Here is a 19,235-nt window from a genome sequence, read left to right as displayed (position 1 = left end):
TTGCCGAGCCGAGGATTTTCGTGACCGAACACCCATTTCATCGCGCCACCATCGTCTTCGATCTGGACGGGACCTTGGTGGACACCGCCCCCGATCTGACCAATGCGCTGAATGCTGTGCTCACCGCCGAGGGGTTCGGGCCTGTGCCCCGCGAAACCATCCGCGACACGGTCGCCTTCGGGGCGCGGGCGATGATCGCGGAAGGCTTGCGCCAGCGCGGCGCGGAGGCCGCCGCCGCGGACGAGGCCCGGCTCGACGCCATGCTGGCGCGCTTCATCGCCCATTACGAAGCCAATATCGCCGACGACAGCATACCCTTTGCCGGCGCCGGCGCGGTGCTGGATGCGCTCGAAGACCAAGGCGCCATTCTCGCCGTCTGCACCAATAAGCGGGAGGCTTTGGCCCGCAAGCTCCTGCAGTCGCTGGGGCTGGACCATCGCTTCGCCGCGATTTTGGGCCGCGACACCCTCCCCGTCTCCAAACCCGATCCGCGCCATCTCACCGAGACCATCGGCCGGGCCGGCGGCGAGGCGGCGAAGAGCCTGATGATCGGCGACAGCGCCGTCGATATCCGCACCGCCAAGGCGGCGGAGATCCCGGTGATCGCCGTCTCCTTCGGCTACGGGCCCACCGAGGAGCTGACGGCGCTTTCGCCCGAAGCGCTGATCGATCATTTCGACCGTCTGATCCCTGAGGCGCACACCCTTCTGCAGCGGCGCGGCGCGAAGGCGGCGGCGCAAAGCTGAGCGACACCGCGACGGCTAGAGCCGTAAATCTGCCGCAGTTCGAACCAAAGTCGCTTTTCGTAAAATGCGCGGAAAGCCGCACCTCTCCTGCGCCAAGACCTGAAGGGACGACCCATGCGCCATCTGCTTGCCCTTGCCATCGCCTTTTCGTTCATCGGCGGACATGCCGCCCTCGCCCAAGAGGAACAGGTGCCTGCCGCCGGCGTCATGGCCCCTCCCGGCATCAGCGAGGAGGAAATGCAGTCGGACAACGACCCCTGCGAGGCCAAGATCACCGAGGCGGAAAACAAGATGAGCGATAAGATGCAAAGCGGCGCGCTGGGAGACGACACCATCGACAAGATCAACGAGCTTCTGGACCGCGCCGACTCCGAATGCACCGATGGCGACATGACGGCCGCCGAGGCGAGCTTGAACCAGGCGCTGAGCCTCGCCAAATAGCCCCAATCGGCACGAATGCCCCTTACAGGCAAAGCGCCGCTTGACTTCACCTAGGGCCACTCGCTAAATCCGCACTCCCGTTTGCGGACGCGAAGGGCGGTTAGCTCAGCTGGTAGAGCACTGTGTTCACATCGCAGGGGTCACTGGTTCAAGTCCAGTACCGCCCACCATTCCCACACTTTGAAGACTGCGCTGTAGCTGCAGAGGCTTGGTCCTCCCAAGAAGCCTAGCTCAAGGAGGCTCCAGGGGACGCAGGTCAATAGCGGGATAGTTCGACGTCTGACGGTGCTCGTGGCGTGACAATAGCCACCTCGCCGGCGCCGTCGTCATCCTCATCTGGTAGTTCGGCTACACTAGCCCATCCTTGGTTTGCACCTTCAATATCGATTCCGCCGTGAGTAGACCTTGTAACTTGGTCCAATGCCTGTTTCAGGCGTTCGATTTCGCTTTCACGACGATGAAACCAGTCGGTGCTCCATATCCGATGGAAGTGCCAACCAAGATGCTCGAGTACCTCCTGACGCATCCGGTCACGTTCGCGGGCCCAGAGAGCACTGTGGTATGTCGCTCCATCGCACTCAACAGCTACCATGTATTGCCCCGAGCGTCTGGGGTGCTTCACTCCGAGATCAATTAAGAATCCTGCACTGCCAACTTGGTGGTCAACGTCGTAACCTAACCGGCGAATAACAGCTGCAACGTCTTCTTCAAATGGAGAGTCTGGCCCTCGACCAGTTGGTATTTGCTCGTCCAACCGCCCTGTCTTTGCGTATTGGAGGTACCGCTTAAGTATACGAGGACCATTTTTGGTGGTGCGGCTCAGGTCGATATCCCCAGGGTCAAACGAAACAAAGACGTCGCAGCGAACACGAGCTCGACTAAAAAGCACATTGAGCCTCCGCTCCCCCCCATCCAGATTCACCGGACCAAAGTTCATCGAAGGCAATCTACCTCCCGGCTGGAATGGCCCGTAACCCACACTAATCAGAATGACGTCACGCTCATCTCCTTGAACATTCTCGATGTTCTTCACAAAGACGTCCTCGGTTTTTCCTTCCCGTAAGAAATCATCGAGACGCACATTCTTCCGTCGCTCGAGCTCGAGCAGCTCCGTCACCATGTTTCGTTGGTTTGCTGAGAACGTCGCAATGCCAAGCGAGAGATCTTGATGCTCCGACGCGTGCCGAGCAATCGCACTGACAATCTCTTCAGCTTCGATCCTGTTAGTTCCGGGACGACCCGATCCCCGTGAACGGCTAGTGTAAACCCCCGGCACCTGGACGAGACGCAGTCCGTAGTCACGGTCGTCTTGTAAAGGGGATGGCGGCAAGACCAGACCCCCGCGGTAGAATTCGCTATTCGAAACTGCGATCAGAGATGGATCTCGAGACCGATAGTGCCATTCGAGCATCCTCCCAGAAACGCTTCGCGCTTCGCAAAGCGTCAGAATTGACTCCATCTCAGCGGCTCGTGCTGCCCCTCGCAATACCTCTTCTTCTTCATCGTCATCACCGTCGAGGTCATTACCGGTGAGCCGGTCGAAAAACGAGGTTGGTGGAAGTTGTTTTTGGTCACCGACAACTACGATCTGCTTCGCACGAGCGCATGCGCCAAGGGCATCCTCGGGCCGAACCTGGCTCGCCTCGTCAATAACCAAGAGGTCAAACTCAACCGACTTCGGAGGAAGAAATTGCGCAACCGAGATCGGGCTCATCAGCAATACTGGCTTGATCTTCTGCAAAGCCGAACCGGCAGACGAGAATAGCTTTCTAATCGGCTTATGACGCTTCCTTTTTGCGATCTCGCCTCGGATGACTGCCATCTGACCGGCCGCGCCAGTCGGCAATTGGCTTAGATGCTTTGCTTGGATCAATTGCTGGACATCTTGCAGTCTCGTCACCTCGCTGCGGCCAAACGCCTGCACGATTTTGTGTCGATCCGTTTGTGCGATTGAATCTAGGTCTGGAAACTCTTGCAGCGCCCTCCTCCAAACGGCCTCAGCGTAAGCGAGCTTGAGTTCATTCTTCGCAGCAGCCGGAGTCAGCTCCCCCTTGTCAATTCGCTTTACAAGCTCACCTAGGCCACTCTTCGAAAGTTCCGAAGCCCCCCGTCGATATTGGCACCACTGCGAGTATCGCGGCTGCTCATTTTTGATGGCCACAAGACGATTAAGAATATCTTGGAAGCGCGCTCCGCTCGACGACTGCGCCCCAAATACCTGTCTAGACGAGATTGCCAGAGTTTGCTCAATTTCTGACAGTTCCGCCTTTGCCCCGAGAAGAGAAGGACGGAGCCAATTTGCCCAATTCGTACAGGAAGCAGACGAGGCGGCCCATTCTTCAAGACGGTTTGGATTGATATCTCCGCACGCGTTGACGACCTTCTCGTACCAAACTGAGACCTCTCTTAGCTCTGTAAAGGCGGAGTCTTCCTGCAACCACAAGCCTCCCAGCGATTGTTGCAAGAAGATATACTCGCTCTGGAAACGCTGCCGTTTCTCCTGAAGCGAGATGAGCTGATCGATTAGAGCAAGTCTCTTGCGAGCATCTTTCGGAAGGGGGGCCTTGACGAGTGTCGCCAGTTCACGACAGGCAGAGCGGTATGAAGGCCCCAGTCTGGCAAAGAAAGAGCCCGCACCTTTCGCCACAGAACTCCGCAGGTGGGCAACAGGAGCCTGCCAAGCCGCCTCAAGAAATTGGCTTGCCATCGCCTTTGAGGATGCCCAGTCAGCCCCTAACTGGAGCGCTCTATCAAACCGCGCCTTTTCAGCTACGGCAGCTACAACATGCAATGACGACTCAGCAGTCTCTGGCGCTGCTGCAATAAGCTCGAGAACATTTAAGAGGACCTGACACTCGTCGAATGACCCGTGCCGAAGCCTCAACCAGCCCGCAATCTGACGAGACCCATCGGTGATAGCCTCAATGTGAGAAATCGCATCGCCAATTTTCACTCCGACTCTTTGCATATCGAGCGGTTGAAGCTGGAGATTCCCGACACCGAAAAAGGGATGCTGCTCTGGGACTCCGACCTCGGTTTTCAGTTGGCCAAATGCAGCTACGCGGCTGACGACTCCATCAAGGTCCCTCCTGGTCAGATGAGCAAGCTCGCTTTGATGTAGTTTGGGAGGTGGCGCGCCAAGTCCAGCAAGGCGGCTCATAATTGCCATCGACCCAAATGGAGTCGTATCGGTTCCCGGTATGGTCTGGTGCAGCCGTCGCTCTATTGCGTTCAATTGATCGCGGAACTGTCTGAGCGCCTCGGGATCTCGCGGCATACCTGGAACGGTCCTGCCGTCGTTGAGAGTACGTTCAATTTCACCAAGGAACTTTTTCTTATTGGCGCTACGTGAATGAAGCTCAAGACAGGTCGAGCTGAGGTTCGCCTTCTTTAGTCGGTCATGAACAACCGATAGAGCTGCCATTTTTTCTGCAACAAATAGGACCGTCTTCCCGTCATGCACCGCAGCAGCGATGATGTTTGTGATTGTCTGCGATTTCCCAGTTCCAGGCGGTCCCTGAACCACAAGATTTCTACCTGCGCGAACTTCCTCAATAACCTTTGTCTGTGATGCGTCAGCGTCGACGACCTGGATAATATCTGCTGGCTCCAAAATCTCGTCGAGACGAGTCTCTTTAGGGAAGAGAGGCGTTTCGGCCTCAAACCCGGTCCGCAGCAATCCTTTCACGATCTCGGATGCCGCCAAGCCACCCTCACCCCATGCGGCGGGATGCAGGTCCCGAAACATCAGCAGTTTGGCAAATGAAAAGAAGCCAAGCTGCATCCCGTCGCGATCAATGGTCCATCTCGTCTGATGAGCAATGACCTCCTCAACTCGGTCAAAGTAACTGGACGGCGACCAGTCTTGCTCATCCACCTCGATTTCCGGTAAGTCGATCCCGAAATCTCCGCTCAACCGCTCCTGCAATGGCAAGTTCGCAACAATGTCATCATCTCGGCAACGCAAGTCGTAGGTCGATGTGCGCGAATTGCGCACAAGTTCAACCGGAATCAAGATTAGGGGAGCCTCTCGCTTAAGGTTCGAAGTCTCGTCCTCAAACCATCCGAGAAAGCCCAGTGCCAGGAAGAGGATGTTGATGCCCTGCTCCTCTTCGGCGGTCCGCGCGTCCCGCGCCAACCTCAGCAGCCGCTTCTGCAATGCATCTGGTCCGAGCGGTGTCTCAAGCTTGCTATCGGTGTACCGGGCCTCGTCGAATGGCTTACGATTATCTACGACGGTCTCGAGCAGTGGAACGTCATTATCGACAGGCGTTTCGTCCCTACGGGTCGCCATGAACGACATCCGCTTTCCACCGCTTCTGAGTATTTGGAAAATATCGTCTGAGCGCTCGTTGATGATATTGAGCGCATTGGCTCTCGAATTTTCTCGATTTATGTGGATCAGACGGTTTCTTGTGCCCGTCTCCACCAGCCGCCTTCGCGCGTCATCTAGAAGACGGTTCAGGATGCCGTCCTCGGGAGGTTCTTGTTTTGAGGACTGCTCAAGCACACGAGCAAGCTCCTCCACCTCCCGAACTGATTGCCAGCCTGACATTCCTTCTCGCCAGATGAGCGAGTCGGGCCCGAGCAGCCCATCGAGCAGCAGTCCCTGTATTGCCTGACTATCGAAGGGGCCCTTGGTCTGTCCGTTCTCGACATACCACCAACTGGGAGTTGCGGAAGACGCCTGCACTATGATTCCCATTTACTCAATGAAGATCTCACCTGGACCTCCACGCTTGCCCAAGCCAAGCTACCCGTATGTCTAGCAACGCGTAGCATACCAGAGCCAACTCACTCGCCAAAGTTGAGAGCACTGTGTTCACATCGCAGGGGTCACTGGTTCAAGTCCAGTACCGCCCACCATTCAAATCCGGTCCGCAATCAGCCCCCCAAAAAACACGGTTAACCGAAGCTTACCCCGATCCCGAGAAGCGGTGGGGAGTTGGCCATAGTCCCTTAAGCGCAAAATGCGGATCGCCTAGTCGGGCCAGCGCCCCGCGCGATATTTTTTCATCTTACCCGCAAGCGACACTCTCCAGATCCGGACCTTGGCAAAAGTCCGTGCTCTGACGCCTGCGGGGCTCCGATGAAAAGAGGACTGGGGTCATGCCATGACAAGGGTCGGCGCCACATTCGCGCTTTCCGCTGAAACCACCGAGACCGCTGCCACGCAGCCGGCCGGCGCGACGGCGGCCGACGGCAGCTATAGCCAGCTTGCCGACTACCTGGTCAACGGTTTCTGGACCGCCTATAGCGAGCAGCCGCGAAGCTGGCCCGACCCGCTCAACATCACCTACAACGTCCGGGACATCCCGACCGCCGATCGCGATATGGTGGATCTCGCCGTGGCGCTCTGGTCCGATGTCGGCAATCTGAACTTCGTCAGAACCCCCGGCCCGGCCGATATCACCTTCGTCAACGATTATGGCGGCGCGTTTTCCTCATCCGACGTCTCCGGCACCGATCTGACCTCGTCCCTGGTCAATGTCTCTCCGGGCTGGGACGGCGGCCCGACGACAGATCTTTACAGCTACCGCTTCCAGACCTTCGTGCACGAGATCGGCCACGCCATCGGTCTCGGCCATCAGGGCCCCTATAACGGCACCGCCAGCTATCCCGCAGACGCCGTCTTCGACAACGATAGCTGGCAACTCTCGGTGATGTCTTATTTCACCCAGACCGAGAACACATCCGTCACCGGCAGCTTCGCCTATGTGCTCACCCCGCAGGAAGCGGACATTCTCGCCATCCAGGATATCTACGGCGCGCCGGCCGCCACCCGCCCCGGCGATACGGTCTATGGCGTCGGCAACACGACCGGCCGCGCCGTGTTCGGCGGCAATTTCGACAGCTTTCGCTTCCCCAGCCTCACCATCTACGACGACGGCGGCAACGACACGCTGAATTATTCGCGCACGGCACAGCATCAGGATATCGACCTGACGCCGGGCGCGATGTCGAGCGTCTATGGCGACGTCAATAACGTCATCATCCACACCGATACGGTCATCGAGAATGCCATCGGCGGCCGCGGCGGCGACAAGATTACCGGCAATGGCGAGGTGAATATCCTGTCCGGCCGCGGCGGACGGGATGTGCTGCTCGGCCGGGACGGCAACGACAAGCTGAATGGCGGCGGGCACAACGACCGGCTGTTCGGCGAGGCTGGCAACGACACCCTGCTCGGCCGCGGGCAGCTCGACCGCATGTTCGGCGGGCCCGGCGAGGACAGCTTCGTCTTCGTCCGCCTGCGCGATAGCGGCGTCGGCCGCCACCGCGACAGGGTGCACGATTTCGACAGCACCGACGACCTCATCGACCTCTCCCGCATCGACGCCAAGACCGGAGGCGGCAACCAGAAATTCGATTGGATCGGCCGGAACCCCTTCCACGATGTGAAGGGCGAATTACGCTACAAGGATAAGGGCGACACCGTCATCGTCCAGGCCGACACCGATGGCGACGGCCGTCCCGATTTCGAGATCTTCGTCGGCACCGGCAAGCTCTCCGAGGACGACTTCGTGCTTTAGCCGCGCCGGCACCGCACCGCTTACCCGCAATCCCACGCAAAAAAATGGGGGACCCGAGCGGGTCCCCCATCGAAAGCCTTGAGGCCGTTTGCGTTCCGTCGCGTTACGCGGCGGCGGTCGCCGAGCCGCTGGTCGGAACCTCCGAGACCGTCTTCAGGATCTGCGAAGCGATCGCGTAGGGGTCGCCCTGGCTGTTCGGCCGGCGATCTTCCAGATAGCCCTTGTAGTCGTTCTTCGGGAAGGAGTGCGGCACGCGGATCGAAGCACCGCGGTCGGCAACACCGTAGGAGAACTTGTTCCACGGCGCGGTCTCGTGCTGGCCGGTCAGACGCATGTGGTTGTCCGGGCCGTACACCGCGATGTGGTCCTCGAGGTTCTTCTCGAACTGCGCCATCAGAGCTTCGAAATACTCCTTGCCGCCGACCTCACGCAAATACGTGGTGGAGAAGTTGGCGTGCATGCCGGAGCCGTTCCAGTCGGTCTCGCCCAGCGGCTTGCAGTGATACTCGATGTCGACGCCGTATTTCTCGGTCAGGCGCTCAAGCAGATAGCGCGCCATCCACATCTCGTCGGCCGCCTTCTTGGAGCCCTTGCCGAAGATCTGGAACTCCCACTGGCCCTTCGCCACCTCGGCGTTGATGCCTTCGTGGTTGATGCCGGCATAGAGGCACAGATCGAGATGCTCCTCGACGATCTCGCGGGCGATGGAACCGACCTGGGAATAGCCGACGCCGGTGTAGTACTTGCCCTGCGGGGCCGGATAGCCCTCGGCCGGGAAGCCGAGCGGACGGCCGTCCTTATAGAAGAAGTATTCCTGCTCAAAGCCGAACCAGGCGCCGTCATCGTCCAGAATGGTGGCCCGCTTGTTGGACGGGTGCGGGGTGCCGTCGGGCATCATGACCTCGCAGAGCACCAGGACACCGTCCTTGCGCGCGCCGTCGGGGAAGACACGGATCGGCTTCAGCACGCAGTCCGAGCTGCTGCCTTCAGCCTGCTCGGTGGAGCTGCCGTCGAAGCCCCACAGCGGAAGCTCATCCAAGCCGGGGAAGTTCTCGTACTCTTTGATCTGTGTCTTGCCACGCAGATTCGGCACCGGGGTATACCCGTCGAGCCAGATATACTCGAGTTTGTACTTTGTCATTGCGAATCCTTCATGTGGTGGTGAGGCGCAAGCGCCTCTCGCAAACGCCATCCAAGCCATCGGAGACCGACGGCCTATAAGCCTTCGGCAAGCAGTAATTGTGCCAAGGCCGGGCCGCACCCCGTGCGTGTCGGCCGCTTCTGCGCCTTCTGGTAGCGAGCGGCCCGAAGCCTATTCATTTTTCGGTAACAATTCGTGGGGGTTAGCGGATTTTTCCGACGTGCGTGAAACTGGCGCAAAATCTGCAGGGATGCCCTATCGGACGGTCTCGGCGAGGTTGCTCAGCGAGGATGCAGACATAAGATTGCTGAAATTGTAGCCATTCCGCAAATTTATTATGCAAGTTAGGGTGCGAGTCACGATATAGGGGAACTCTAACCTGCGTCGAAGCACTAGGGCTTAGACGCACAACAAAAGGAGACCCAAATGACGGCGAATTCTCCCAGAGAGTCCGCCAAGATCATCCAGTTCCCTACCGGCGGTAGGGCGGCTCTTGGCAGACACACTGCGACGAACCAGACCGAGGACTTTGCCACCACCCGCGTGGCCAAGGTTGCTTCCGGCGGTGCGTGGTATCACGACGAGGCGATCCGCGATGCCGGCGACGACCACAGCAAGTGACGTAAGCGCTGACGGCGCGTCGGACGTACCGTCAGCGTGTCGGTCTGAACGAGACTGAGAGGGTCGAACGAAACCGTTCGACCCTCTTTTATTTTGCGCCGAAGTCAGACATTGGCCGCCGGCGATCTGCCGAAACCTCTTAGCGCCCGGCAGGCGGCGGCGCGGCGGTTTCAGCCCGCTTTGATGCGCCGGACATGGCTGGAGGCCGCATCGCCCGCCTCCTTGATGCGCTCCAAAGCCCCATCGAAATCCCCGGCATCGCCGCAAGCCTCCTCAAGCTCGCCGGCACGCTCCGAAACCCGGATGAAGCCCAGCATCCCCGCCACCGAACGAAGCTTATGCGCCGCCTTGGCCAGGGCCTCGCGATCGGCGCCATTGCCGTAGAGATCGGTCAGCATCGCCTCGAACGTCGAAAGATGCTGCTCAATGCGCTCTTCGCCCAACAGCGCGTTGAGCGCCTCGAACGTCTCCCGATCGAAATCAGTCCCCTCGCCGGTCGCTTCCGTCGGCATCGTCGCCTTCTCCTCTTGCTTGCACCGCTTGGCGCGCGCTATCCGCAGGTCTTTCACACAGCCACCAACAGCCGCGCACGCTGACTTTTTGCGAGACGGCGAGATCGCGCGCATCCAGACTGATCCGCATCAGGCGGCTGCGGTCGCGCGGACGGAACATGTTCTGGAACTCCGGCGGCAAGGCATCGGCGACGGGGAGCACCGCCTCGATATGCCCCTGCACGGTCGTGCTGCCGGCTTTGACCGTCACCGGCTCGCCAGGCTCGATGGAGAACAGATAGCTGTTCGGCAAATAGGCGAGCACGTAGGTGTTGGTGCCATGGATCTCCAACAGATCGTCGCCGAACTGCACCACCCGCCCAGGCGAGGGCACCCGGGGGCCGACGATCCCCGCTTGGAATGCCCGCACCACGCCGCCGTCATACAGACGCTCCAGACTGCTCAAGGCGCTGTTCGCTCGCTCGAAGGATGCCGAGACGGTCGGCACCTGGCTGCGCAGCAGCTCGGCCTGGCTTTTCAGCTCGGCCTGCCGCTCGGCGGCCTGATATTTCGAATTGACGGCATCGGTCAGCCGGTAGCTCGAGATCAGCCCCTTATTGTCCAGACGGTCGAAATCGGAAAGCGTCGTCTCGCTCTCCTTCACATGCCGCTCGGCGATCGGCAGCAGCGCTTCCACCACCGCCAGCTTGGTTTTCAGCTCCGTGTTGCGCTCGCCGACCTCGGCGCTGCGCAAGGTGAGCTCGGCAATGTCGCGCACCATCTGCGCCGATTCCATGCGCAGCAGCACATCGCCCTTCTCAACGGCTTGCCCCTCCTTCACCTCGACGCTGACCACGCGCCCCGGATAGTCGGCCGCGACGATCGCTCTGTCGGTGAGAAGGATGCCCTCCGCCCGCAGGAACAGCATGTCGCCGAACAGATAGTTCAGCACGAAGATCGCCAAGACGGCGAGCAGCGCCAGGTAGATGCGCCGTCCCCAGGAGGCGGATTCCACCCGCTGCTCGCTGACCAGCTTGTCGATACGCGGACGCTTATGGATCTTGAGCATGAGCTACCAAGGCCTCGGGATGCGCACTTTGGCGGGCGTGTAATTGTCGGAGCGCGAACCGAACAGGAAGGCTTCGTCCAGATAGGCGTAGAGCCGGACGAAACGCATGAAGTAGCCGGTGTAGAAGGAATAGGCCGGCAGATACGCAACGTTCTTGAGGAACACCGGACGCCCTGTCGCCAGATCGGCAAGCGCCAGCAGCAGCACGTCGCCCGCCAGCATGCCGACCTGCATGGCAACCAAGATGGGCAGCGCGAAGCTGCCATACGCGGAGACCAGCCAAATCAGATAGATCGGAAAAGCGATGGCGGCGAGAACGCTGAAAACAAGGAACTCCCATTGGTGGAACGCCTCCGCCAAACGGAAGCGCGACCAGGTCGGGATCAACAGCCGGCGATGCTTGCGGAAGCGGATCCAGAACGCATCGCGCTCCCAGCGGAGCCGCTGCCGGATCAAGGCCCAGCTCTTCACCGGAACGTCGGTGTAGCAGATCGCCTGGCTGGCGAAGACCACCCGCCATTCCGCCTGGCGCAGCCGCAAGGTGATGTCCAGATCCTCCCCGCCTCCGACATCGAAGCCGCCGATTTCGTCCAGAGCATCGCGCCGGAAGGCGGCGAAGGCGCCGGACATGCACACCACCTGCTCGGTGGCATTGCCGACCAGCTTTCCGACCGAGATGGAGAGCAGATATTCCAGCTCCTGGAGCTGCGCGATCAGGCTCGCCTTGCCGTTGCGCGGCACGATATCGCCGGCAACGCCACCGACCTGCGGATCGGAAAACGGCTCGATGATATTGGCCAGCGCAAACCGGTCATAGGAGCTGTCCGCGTCGGCATTGATGACGATATCGCCGGAGCTGGCACCGATGGCGAGGTTCAAAGCCGCCGACTTGCCGCCCCGCATCGTCGTCGACAAGGCGCGAGCGATCAGCCCTTCGCGGACGAGCCGGGTGCAGATCTCATCCATCCCGTCGCTCGAGCCATCGCTGACCACGATGATCTCAGAAGGAGGCAGCGACTGCTCGTAGAGGGACCGGACACAGCGCTCGATGGCATCGGCCTCGTTATGGCCGGCGATGATGACGCTGATATCAGTCGGACGCCGGTGATCGAGGCTCCAATGCCGGCCCTTGGGACCGGGCATCAGCTTTGCGGCGAGCGGCGCGACACTGACTGCAATAAAGGCCAGCCCATAGCGCGGCAGCTCGAAGATCAGAAAATACCAGAACGCCGCCAGAAGACTGTCGCTGCTCTGGCTGAGCAGGAAGCCGATGCCGAGATTGAGATCGCTCATGGCGCGACAGCGACCTCCTCTTGCTCCATCACACGGAATTCCGGGCGGAGACCCTCGGCGAGGCTCTCCTGGGCGCGGGCGAAGGCCTTCGACAGGAACAGCGGAAGGTCGCCCTCCTCCTCCAGCAGGATGAGAAAGTCGCTCTCCTCGCCGCTCACCACCCGTCCGTAATCGGACAGCAGATTGGCAAGGTTCTCCCGGAACAGCCGCCGCAGCTTGGCGAAGGCGGGAAAGCCGTAGCGCTCGATCAGCCCGATCTCGCCGCCATAGGTAATCTCGATAATCTGGCCGGAGTCGTGCACCGCCGTGTCGAGGCCAAGCGCGTGCAGCTCACTCAGCAACTGCTCCGGCAGAGCCGCCGGACCATCGGCGGTGCGCCCTTCATGCGCCGCTGCGGGCCGCGCCTGCTGTGGCGCGTCAGGCGTCGCCGGCATGGCATCGCCGGTGAGAACCCGGCGTGCCTTGGCGGTCAGCTCGAAGCTATGGACGTCTTGGCTTGCGATCGCCTCGCCATCGGTGTGGGTGCCGCAATCGAGACAAACGAACCCCACCGCAGGCTCGGAGTTCCAAGCCCCGCAGGCATGGCAGATCAGCACCTGACCCGGCCGGTCGTAATCGTGGCCGTAATGGCGCAAGGCGGTCCGGCATTTCGGGCAGATCAGATGCGAGCCGGAGCGGAACTCGCGCTCGGGCGCCTGATGGGCGCAGCGGAAGTGATGGATTACCTCGCTCATTTCCACGTCGGCCGAGCGGCAGGACGGACATTCCTCCCGCACCGAAAGCCGCTTCGACTGGCAGCTGCCGCAGGTATAAAACCGGTCGGCGAAACGCTTGGTGAGAAAGCCTTGGCTCGCCAACGCTTCCGCCGCCTGCACCGCATCGGCCGGCAAGCAGCCCGGATAGGTCACGCAGCTCGGCTTCGAGGCATCGAGGATCGGGCTGAAGGTCCGGCCGGCCACGTAAAGATAGGCCAACAGCTGGTCGCGCAAATTCTCGCTGCGCAGGAAGCGATGCTCCAGCCGGTTCCGGTTGCCGGAAAAGCGCGCGACCGTGTCGGCCACATTGCGCCAATCGGCGGGCGAGGCCGCGTTCAGGGAAACATCCGCAAGCTTGCCGGCCTTTCCCGACAGATCGACGATGGGCAAGGTGTAATGGCCGTCGAGCCCCCGCAGCCGCTCCAGCTCGTCGACGCCGGTTTCCTTGGTCAGCACGATGCAGTCGGCGGCGCCTCCCTCGGCCGGCTCGAAGAACAGGCTGAGCATCATCGCCTGCTCGCGGCTTGGCTGGGGCACGGTGATCGCCCGCGGCGCCTGCTCGAAGCCACGCTCGCGCCACAGCGCCCGGGCGAGATTTGCCAGCCGTCCGTAATCGGTCTCGCCGATCGTGCGGTCGACATAACGAGCCAGCTCCGCCGGCGCGATCGGCTTCTCCAGAACGTCGTAGAAGACATCGTCCGCACCGGCCTGCCCCTTCAGCTTGTCGATATTGCCGGTGAGCGCGACAAGGCGCGGCACATGGGTTTGCGCCGTCAGCGTCTGCAGCAGCCGGGCGGCGGCAAGCCCGTCGATATCCGGCATCTGATAGTCGATCAGCGCCAGGTCGTAATCGTTATGTTTGATCAGATCGAGGGCGGCCAGGCAGCTTTCCGCCGTATCGACGGCGTGCCCTTTCGACGTGAGCGCGGCGCTGACGATATCCATCGTCAACGCATCGTCATCGATCAGCAAAATCCGAGCAGGCACGGCGAATGCTCCAGAACGCTTCCAGGATGTTCTGGCAAGCTACGAGCTGGAGCATTGCGAATTCACTAAACCAAAACGTGCAATGTCAGAGATTTGCGGGCCGTTTTAACCAAGGATTTCAGTCTGCGCCGCACGGACGAGTTGCAATTCCGCCAATTTCAGTAGAGCGCAGAAATCGCGGCCCAAATCGCCTTAACCACGATTGCGCGTAAGTGCCGGATTCGAGGCGTAAACCGCACATCGAACGCAGTTCAGGACAACGCTTCAGGAGCTGGCGGCAGCCCTGGCGGGGGCCTGCGGTGCCCCATACATGCCCATCATCGGCGCGTCCTGAAGCACGACCTCGTCGTAATAGCCATAGCCGTTGAAGTGCCCCGCCGCGACCCGGCCATAAGCGCCGACCTGGCCGATCTCGATATAGTCGCCCTCGGCGATATCGGCCGGCAGCGCGAACGGTCCCGGCAGAAAATCGATGCTGTCGCAGGTGATGCCCCAGAAGGTGAAAGGCTGATCAGATCCCGCCAAAGGCTCACCGCCTCGGAAGGCACGCACCGGATAGCTCAGCGCGCCGTCGCCCGCCGAGCCCTCGAACAGACAGCCATAGATGCCGTCATTGATATAGAGACTGTCGCCGCGGCGCCCGAGCACTTTCACCACCAGGGATTCGGCTTCCGCCACCAGGGCACGCCCGGGTTCGGACAAGAAGCGGTAACCGCCGAGACCGAGTTGATCGCGCGCCTCCGCGATCGACGCCATGAAGGCGGAGAGGTTCGGCGGATCGGCATTGAGGTAGCGCGCAGGAAAACCACCGCCGACATCGATACTTTCCACCGGAATCTCCACCTCGGCGATAACGCTGGCGGCGATGGCGAGCGCGCGCGGATAACTCGCAGGGGTCAGCGCTTGCGAGCCGACATGAAAGCTGATGCCGAGTTCGGTTGCCACGCCGCGGGCGAGGCGCAAAAGCTGCGCCGCATCGGCGGGGGTTGCGCCGAATTTCCGATCCAGCGGCATCAGGCTCTGCTCGTTCGGCACGGCAAGCCGCACATGCAGATTGAGATCGGCGGGACGCCCCGTCTCCTCGATAATCTTGGCAAGCTCAGCCTCGCTATCGAGAACGAAATCGCGCACCCCGAAATCGTGATAGGCGCGGGCGATCAGCTCCCGCGATTTGACCGGGTGCATCAGATAGAGCCGCACGCCCGGAAGCGGCGCGAAGGCTTCGATCTCGGGAAGCGAGGCCACGTCGAACGCGCGAATGCCTGCGCCATGAAAAGCATCGCGGATCATGGGCGCGTCATTCGCTTTCACCGCGTAGAGCACCTCGCCCGGAAAATGCTGCAGCATCCATTGCGCCGCCCGCACCGCTGCATGAGGACGCAAGGCAAGGACCGGACGCTCAGGGGCCTCCTCACGAAGGAACGCCGCCGCGTTGGCGTAGGATTTCATGTCTTAACTTCACCGGAAAAAGTCGAATCGGCAGCCGCACTTCAGCGCTGCATCACTCCGCCGAGACCTAATCGGCTGCGGTGACCGGATTAGGGCAAGAGCCGATGCCGCCGATCCCCTACTCTGCCGTCTTGGGCCGGCGCTCGGGCAGCGCGGCCGTCTTCTCGTCGCACGCCGCACCCAGCTTTTCCTGTGCGCCGCGGCTGAGAAGATCAGTGCCCTCCGCCAGGCCCTGGCGCTTGGCAAAGCGGCGGAAGGCCCGCACCGTCGAACGCCCCGCCTCGCCGTCGACCGCACCCTTATAGAAGCCGAGTTTGGCCAGGCAGTCCTGCGCCGCGGCCGTCCGCTCCATACGGGTCGCCGGATCCTCCGGCACGTCGGGGGCGCGCTCCGGCAGCGGGATCGAGGCGGTCGCCTCTATATCGGCCGCCGCCGCACGCGGCATCGGCAGGCACTGCCCCCACTGCATGCCGAACCCTTCGCGGATGCAGATGCAGCGGCCGAGCCCCCGGCTATAGCTCCACGGAGTTTCGCATGCCGGATCGCTCGCCCGGGCAAGCCTTGTCAGCCGTTCGAACTCGCTCTCGGTCTTCTCGGTCGAAGCCGTGTTGTCGGAAAGAGCCGGCTGCTTGGCCTCGTCTGCCAGCGCAACGCCGGTCAGGCAGAGAATGAGGCCCGCGATAAGACCGAAGGCCCGCAGCGACGCGTAACCGAACATCGAACCCTCCCCAGAGGAAACGCCGTTAACACGTCGTTTACTATGACGGAGATCGGCCGGTGAGTCCAAGCCGGCTATGGCGCCAGCGCGGACGGCTCGGTACCGGACGCTTGGCCGGAAGCTTGGCCGCTATAGATGGGGAAGATTCCGACCTGCACGGCGCTCTCATCGGCGAAGGCTTTGGCCAGCGCTTCGGAAAGCCCGGTAGCGCCTTTCCCCTCCATGCGCTTGAGCGCCACCTGCAGTCCGGTCATCGGACTCTTGGAGAAGATCACCACCCGGTGCAGCGCTCCGTTCGGCGGCGAGCTCTGGCGGAACATCTGATGGATATGCTCCTTCCACTGCTTATCCGCACCGCTCGCATCCGCCGGCAGGATCGGCACCACCCAGCCCTCCGGCGACAGGTCGAAAATGGTGAGATACGGATAGCGGCCCGGCAGCACTTCGATCTGCACGAAATCGCCATCGCCATAGAGCCGGTCGCCGCTGACCAGATCGATCGGCGCAGGCATGAGCGCCGCGCGCAGGCGCAGACGCTTCAGCGCCTTCCACTTGGCAAGCGCCGGCGCCAGTCTCCGCCGATCGACACCCTCGGCCACCTGCCCGCCGAGATAATGGTCGAGCCGTTTCTCGGCGCGGTTCCAGATCAGCTCCGCCTCGCCCGGATCGCTGACGACCTCGATGCCGCTCTCCGATTCAAGCGCCGGCGGCACCTCGCCGATCACCGCAAGCCGCAACGGCCCGTCATCGTCGGCTGCCACGTTACCGTCGCGGGAGACAGGCGCCAGCGTCACCGGCGTCAGCCGGTTGGGCACGATATGCGGGGTCTGCTGCCCTTCGGTGAGAGCCCCGACAGCGAGGCCGAGATAACGGCGAAGCTCGTGATCGTCGATGGCGCCGTCGCGATTGGCATCGGCCGCGCCTTGCAGCGCCCGGGCGAAGGCCCAGCTCAACGCGCCGCGACGGCTCGAGCCGATTGCCACCTCCGGCACTGCGCCGCCAGGCGCCGCGCCATAGACGAAGCTGCCATAGCTGAAGCCTCTCTCGTCGATCGGAGCCTCGCCAGTGCCATCCGCCACACTCTCGGACGCCGCCTGACGCAGCTGAACGTCGAGAGCCGAGACCGGCCGGTTGAGATCGCCGCCGAAGCTGGCATCGCCGAGAAACAGAGTGTGCACGCCGCGCGCGTCGGCTTGCTTGGCGCGGGTAAGAATGTCCTGACGGGAGAGCGCGGTGTCACCGGCGAGAAGATAGGCGGGGCCATCGGTCCCGGCAGAGCCTTTACCGGCGAAGCTGAAGATCACCGTGTCGCCGCGCTCGGCCTTGCTGAGCAAGTCCGTCCAGGCGTCCAGCACGGCGGCGCGGGTCGCATCCTCCCCTTTGAGCAGCACCACCTCATTGGCGCCCGCGGCCTCAAGCGCCGCGGCGATATCGGCGGCGTCAGCCTCGGCGCCGGAAAGCGGACCGGACGAATAATTGTCGATTCCGGCGGCAAGACCGTAAAGCGCAGCGGCCTGCACCGCGCCGGCATTCGCAAAGAGGACAAGGCCGAGCAGCCCAGCCGCAAGGCCGGACCGCCAAACCCCCATGGTCAGGCGGGAAAAAATCGCGACCGCCTAACCGCCGTGGCGCCGCATATGGTCGAGCAATTGCGGCGAAGGCGAACCGGTAACCGGAAGCCCCCAGGCATATTGGTAGTTGCTGATCGCTTGCCTTGTGCCCGGCCCCATCACGCCATCGACCGGCCCCGGATTATAGCCGAGGCGAAGCAGCGAGGCCTGGGTGTCGGCCACCATGGCATTGGCGTAGCGCGGCGGCGTGGCATAGCCAGGCGGCGGTGCGGCGCGATGCTTGTTGTAATCCTTCTCGATGGCGCCGGCAGCCAGCCCGACGCCCGCGCCGATCGCGGCGCCCTTCCCGGCGCCCGACCCGCCATCGACGATGCCGCCGATCACGGCGCCGGCAACGCCGCCTTGCACACCGCGTTTGAGGATTTGGGCCGAAGCCGGCCCGGCACTTGCGATGCCCATGACCAGAACCGCAACGGCAAGGCCTAGAGCCCAACGCAGCGAAGCGGCACGCCCAATAGTCGAAGCAGAATATCTCACGACGCAGATCTCCCTTTGCGATTCCCCGCGCAAGCCCTTGCGGGATTCTTCAGTCGAAATGCTTCCATACCTCGGCAATGGGTCCAGATAAGGACTCATATCGGAGTTTTCCAGAGATATGAACGCGTCGCGGGAGACCGGAGGAAAACCTCGCGAAAATCGCGCTATGGCATGGGAATGGAATCGTCGCGCTCCGGCACGTTCCAGCCCCGCTGCACCGCAGGCCGTGCCGCAACCTCCCGGTACCAGCGCACCACGTTGGGATAGTCGGAGATCTCGATCCCCTGGATCGGATAGCGGCTCGCCCAGGGCCAGATCGCGATATCGGCGATGGAATAGGTGCCGGCCACGAAATCGACCGCCGAGAGGCGCTTGTCCAGCACGCCCCACAGCCGCTTCGCCTCATTGCCGTAGCGGTCCTCGGCATAGTCGCTCTTGCCGGCATTGTAATGCAGGAAGTGATGCGCCTGGCCGAGCATCGGGCCGAACCCGCCCATCTGCCACATCAGCCATTGCATCACGTCCCATTTGCGGTGCGGCTCCTGCGGCCAGAGCTGGCCGGTCTTCTCGGCGAGATAGAGCAGGATCGCCCCCGATTCCATCAGCGCCTGCCCGGTCTCGGTGTCGACGATGGCGGGGATCTTGTTGTTGGGCGAGATCTCCAGAAAGTCCGGCGCGAACTGCTCGTCCTTCAGGATGTCGATCGGGTGCACCCGGTAGGGCAAGCCGATCTCTTCCAGCATGATGGACACTTTCTGGCCGTTCGGCGTGCCCCACGTATAAAACTCGATCATTCGAAACCCTTCGTTTTCTTTAAGCCCCTAACCTGCGCCCGACGATCTCGGCGAGATCGCCTTCATCAAGCTTTCACCCCTTGGCCGCT

At 61.7% G+C, this 19,235-nt stretch carries 15 protein-coding genes and 1 tRNA gene; 5 read left to right on the top strand and 11 right to left on the bottom strand.

What is annotated here, in order from left to right; translation table 11 throughout:
- Positions 1-20: 20 nt before the first annotated feature.
- From HT051_RS06785 to HT051_RS06775, 3 genes are all read left to right on the top strand, one after another.
- Positions 21-746, top strand: a complete 726-nt coding sequence (locus HT051_RS06785; protein ID WP_174541336.1) for an HAD family hydrolase — start codon at positions 21-23, stop codon at positions 744-746.
- Between the two features lie 114 nt (positions 747-860).
- A complete protein-coding gene (locus HT051_RS06780; RefSeq protein WP_174541335.1) occupies positions 861-1,187 on the top strand; it encodes a hypothetical protein in 327 nt (108 codons plus the stop codon).
- A 94-nt stretch (positions 1,188-1,281) separates the two neighbouring features.
- Positions 1,282-1,357, top strand: a tRNA-Val gene (locus HT051_RS06775).
- Between the two features lie 86 nt (positions 1,358-1,443).
- Here HT051_RS06775 and HT051_RS06770 read toward each other — a convergent pair.
- A complete protein-coding gene (locus HT051_RS06770; RefSeq protein WP_208454401.1) occupies positions 1,444-5,880 on the bottom strand; it encodes a DUF4011 domain-containing protein in 4,437 nt (1,478 codons plus the stop codon).
- A gap of 421 nt (positions 5,881-6,301) precedes the next feature.
- Between HT051_RS06770 and HT051_RS06765 the strand changes: the two genes are divergently transcribed.
- The gene (locus HT051_RS06765) at positions 6,302-7,720 is read left to right on the top strand and encodes a M10 family metallopeptidase (RefSeq protein ID WP_174541333.1); all 1,419 of its coding nucleotides are present in this window, start codon (positions 6,302-6,304) and stop codon (positions 7,718-7,720) included.
- Positions 7,721-7,823: 103 nt separating this feature from the next.
- Here HT051_RS06765 and HT051_RS06760 read toward each other — a convergent pair whose 3' ends face one another.
- Complete coding sequence (locus HT051_RS06760; protein ID WP_174541332.1) at positions 7,824-8,861, bottom strand: glutamine synthetase beta-grasp domain-containing protein; 1,038 nt, start codon at positions 8,859-8,861, stop codon at positions 7,824-7,826.
- A 426-nt stretch (positions 8,862-9,287) separates the two neighbouring features.
- On the opposite strand from HT051_RS06760, the gene HT051_RS06755 reads away from it, so the two are divergent.
- Positions 9,288-9,482, top strand: a complete 195-nt coding sequence (locus HT051_RS06755; RefSeq protein WP_174541331.1) for a DUF2735 domain-containing protein — start codon at positions 9,288-9,290, stop codon at positions 9,480-9,482.
- A gap of 170 nt (positions 9,483-9,652) precedes the next feature.
- Here the strand turns inward: HT051_RS06755 and HT051_RS06750 are convergent, their stop codons facing one another.
- The 9 genes from HT051_RS06750 to HT051_RS06710 form a co-directional block, all read right to left on the bottom strand.
- Positions 9,653-9,994: an Hpt domain-containing protein gene (locus tag HT051_RS06750; protein WP_174541330.1), complete on the bottom strand. Its 342-nt coding sequence runs from the start codon at positions 9,992-9,994 to the stop codon at positions 9,653-9,655.
- On the bottom strand, positions 9,963-11,042 hold the full coding sequence (locus tag HT051_RS06745) for an HlyD family secretion protein (RefSeq protein ID WP_174541329.1): 1,080 nt from the start codon (positions 11,040-11,042) through the stop codon (positions 9,963-9,965). The genes HT051_RS06750 and HT051_RS06745 overlap by 32 nt, the downstream gene beginning before the upstream one ends.
- Before the next feature lie 3 nt (positions 11,043-11,045).
- Entirely contained in the window at positions 11,046-12,335 is a 1,290-nt protein-coding gene (locus HT051_RS06740; protein WP_174541328.1) for a glycosyltransferase family 2 protein, read from the bottom strand.
- Positions 12,332-14,077 (bottom strand): response regulator, encoded by a 1,746-nt coding sequence (locus HT051_RS06735; protein ID WP_174541327.1) that lies wholly within the window; start codon positions 14,075-14,077, stop codon positions 12,332-12,334. Before HT051_RS06735 ends, HT051_RS06740 begins: the two co-directional genes overlap by 4 nt.
- Positions 14,078-14,341: 264 nt before the next feature.
- Complete coding sequence (locus tag HT051_RS06730; RefSeq protein ID WP_174541326.1) at positions 14,342-15,526, bottom strand: type III PLP-dependent enzyme; 1,185 nt, start codon at positions 15,524-15,526, stop codon at positions 14,342-14,344.
- Between the two features lie 118 nt (positions 15,527-15,644).
- On the bottom strand, positions 15,645-16,244 hold the full coding sequence (locus HT051_RS06725; RefSeq protein ID WP_174541325.1) for a peptidoglycan-binding domain-containing protein: 600 nt from the start codon (positions 16,242-16,244) through the stop codon (positions 15,645-15,647).
- A 74-nt stretch (positions 16,245-16,318) separates the two neighbouring features.
- Positions 16,319-17,833 carry a caspase family protein gene (locus HT051_RS06720; protein ID WP_208454400.1) on the bottom strand — a complete coding sequence of 505 codons (1,515 nt, stop codon included), beginning with the start codon at positions 17,831-17,833 and terminating at the stop codon, positions 16,319-16,321.
- Between the two features lie 27 nt (positions 17,834-17,860).
- Positions 17,861-18,352, bottom strand: a complete 492-nt coding sequence (locus tag HT051_RS15040; RefSeq protein ID WP_208454399.1) for a peptidoglycan-binding protein — start codon at positions 18,350-18,352, stop codon at positions 17,861-17,863.
- A 164-nt stretch (positions 18,353-18,516) separates the two neighbouring features.
- A complete protein-coding gene (locus tag HT051_RS06710) occupies positions 18,517-19,146 on the bottom strand; it encodes a glutathione S-transferase family protein (protein WP_174541323.1) in 630 nt (209 codons plus the stop codon).
- Positions 19,147-19,235: the final 89 nt, after the last annotated feature.

Origin of the sequence: Methyloligella sp. GL2, assembly GCF_013341275.1 — a bacterium.
GTDB lineage: Bacteria > Pseudomonadota > Alphaproteobacteria > Rhizobiales > Methyloligellaceae > Methyloligella.
This window is presented reverse-complemented; position numbering and strand designations above follow the sequence as displayed.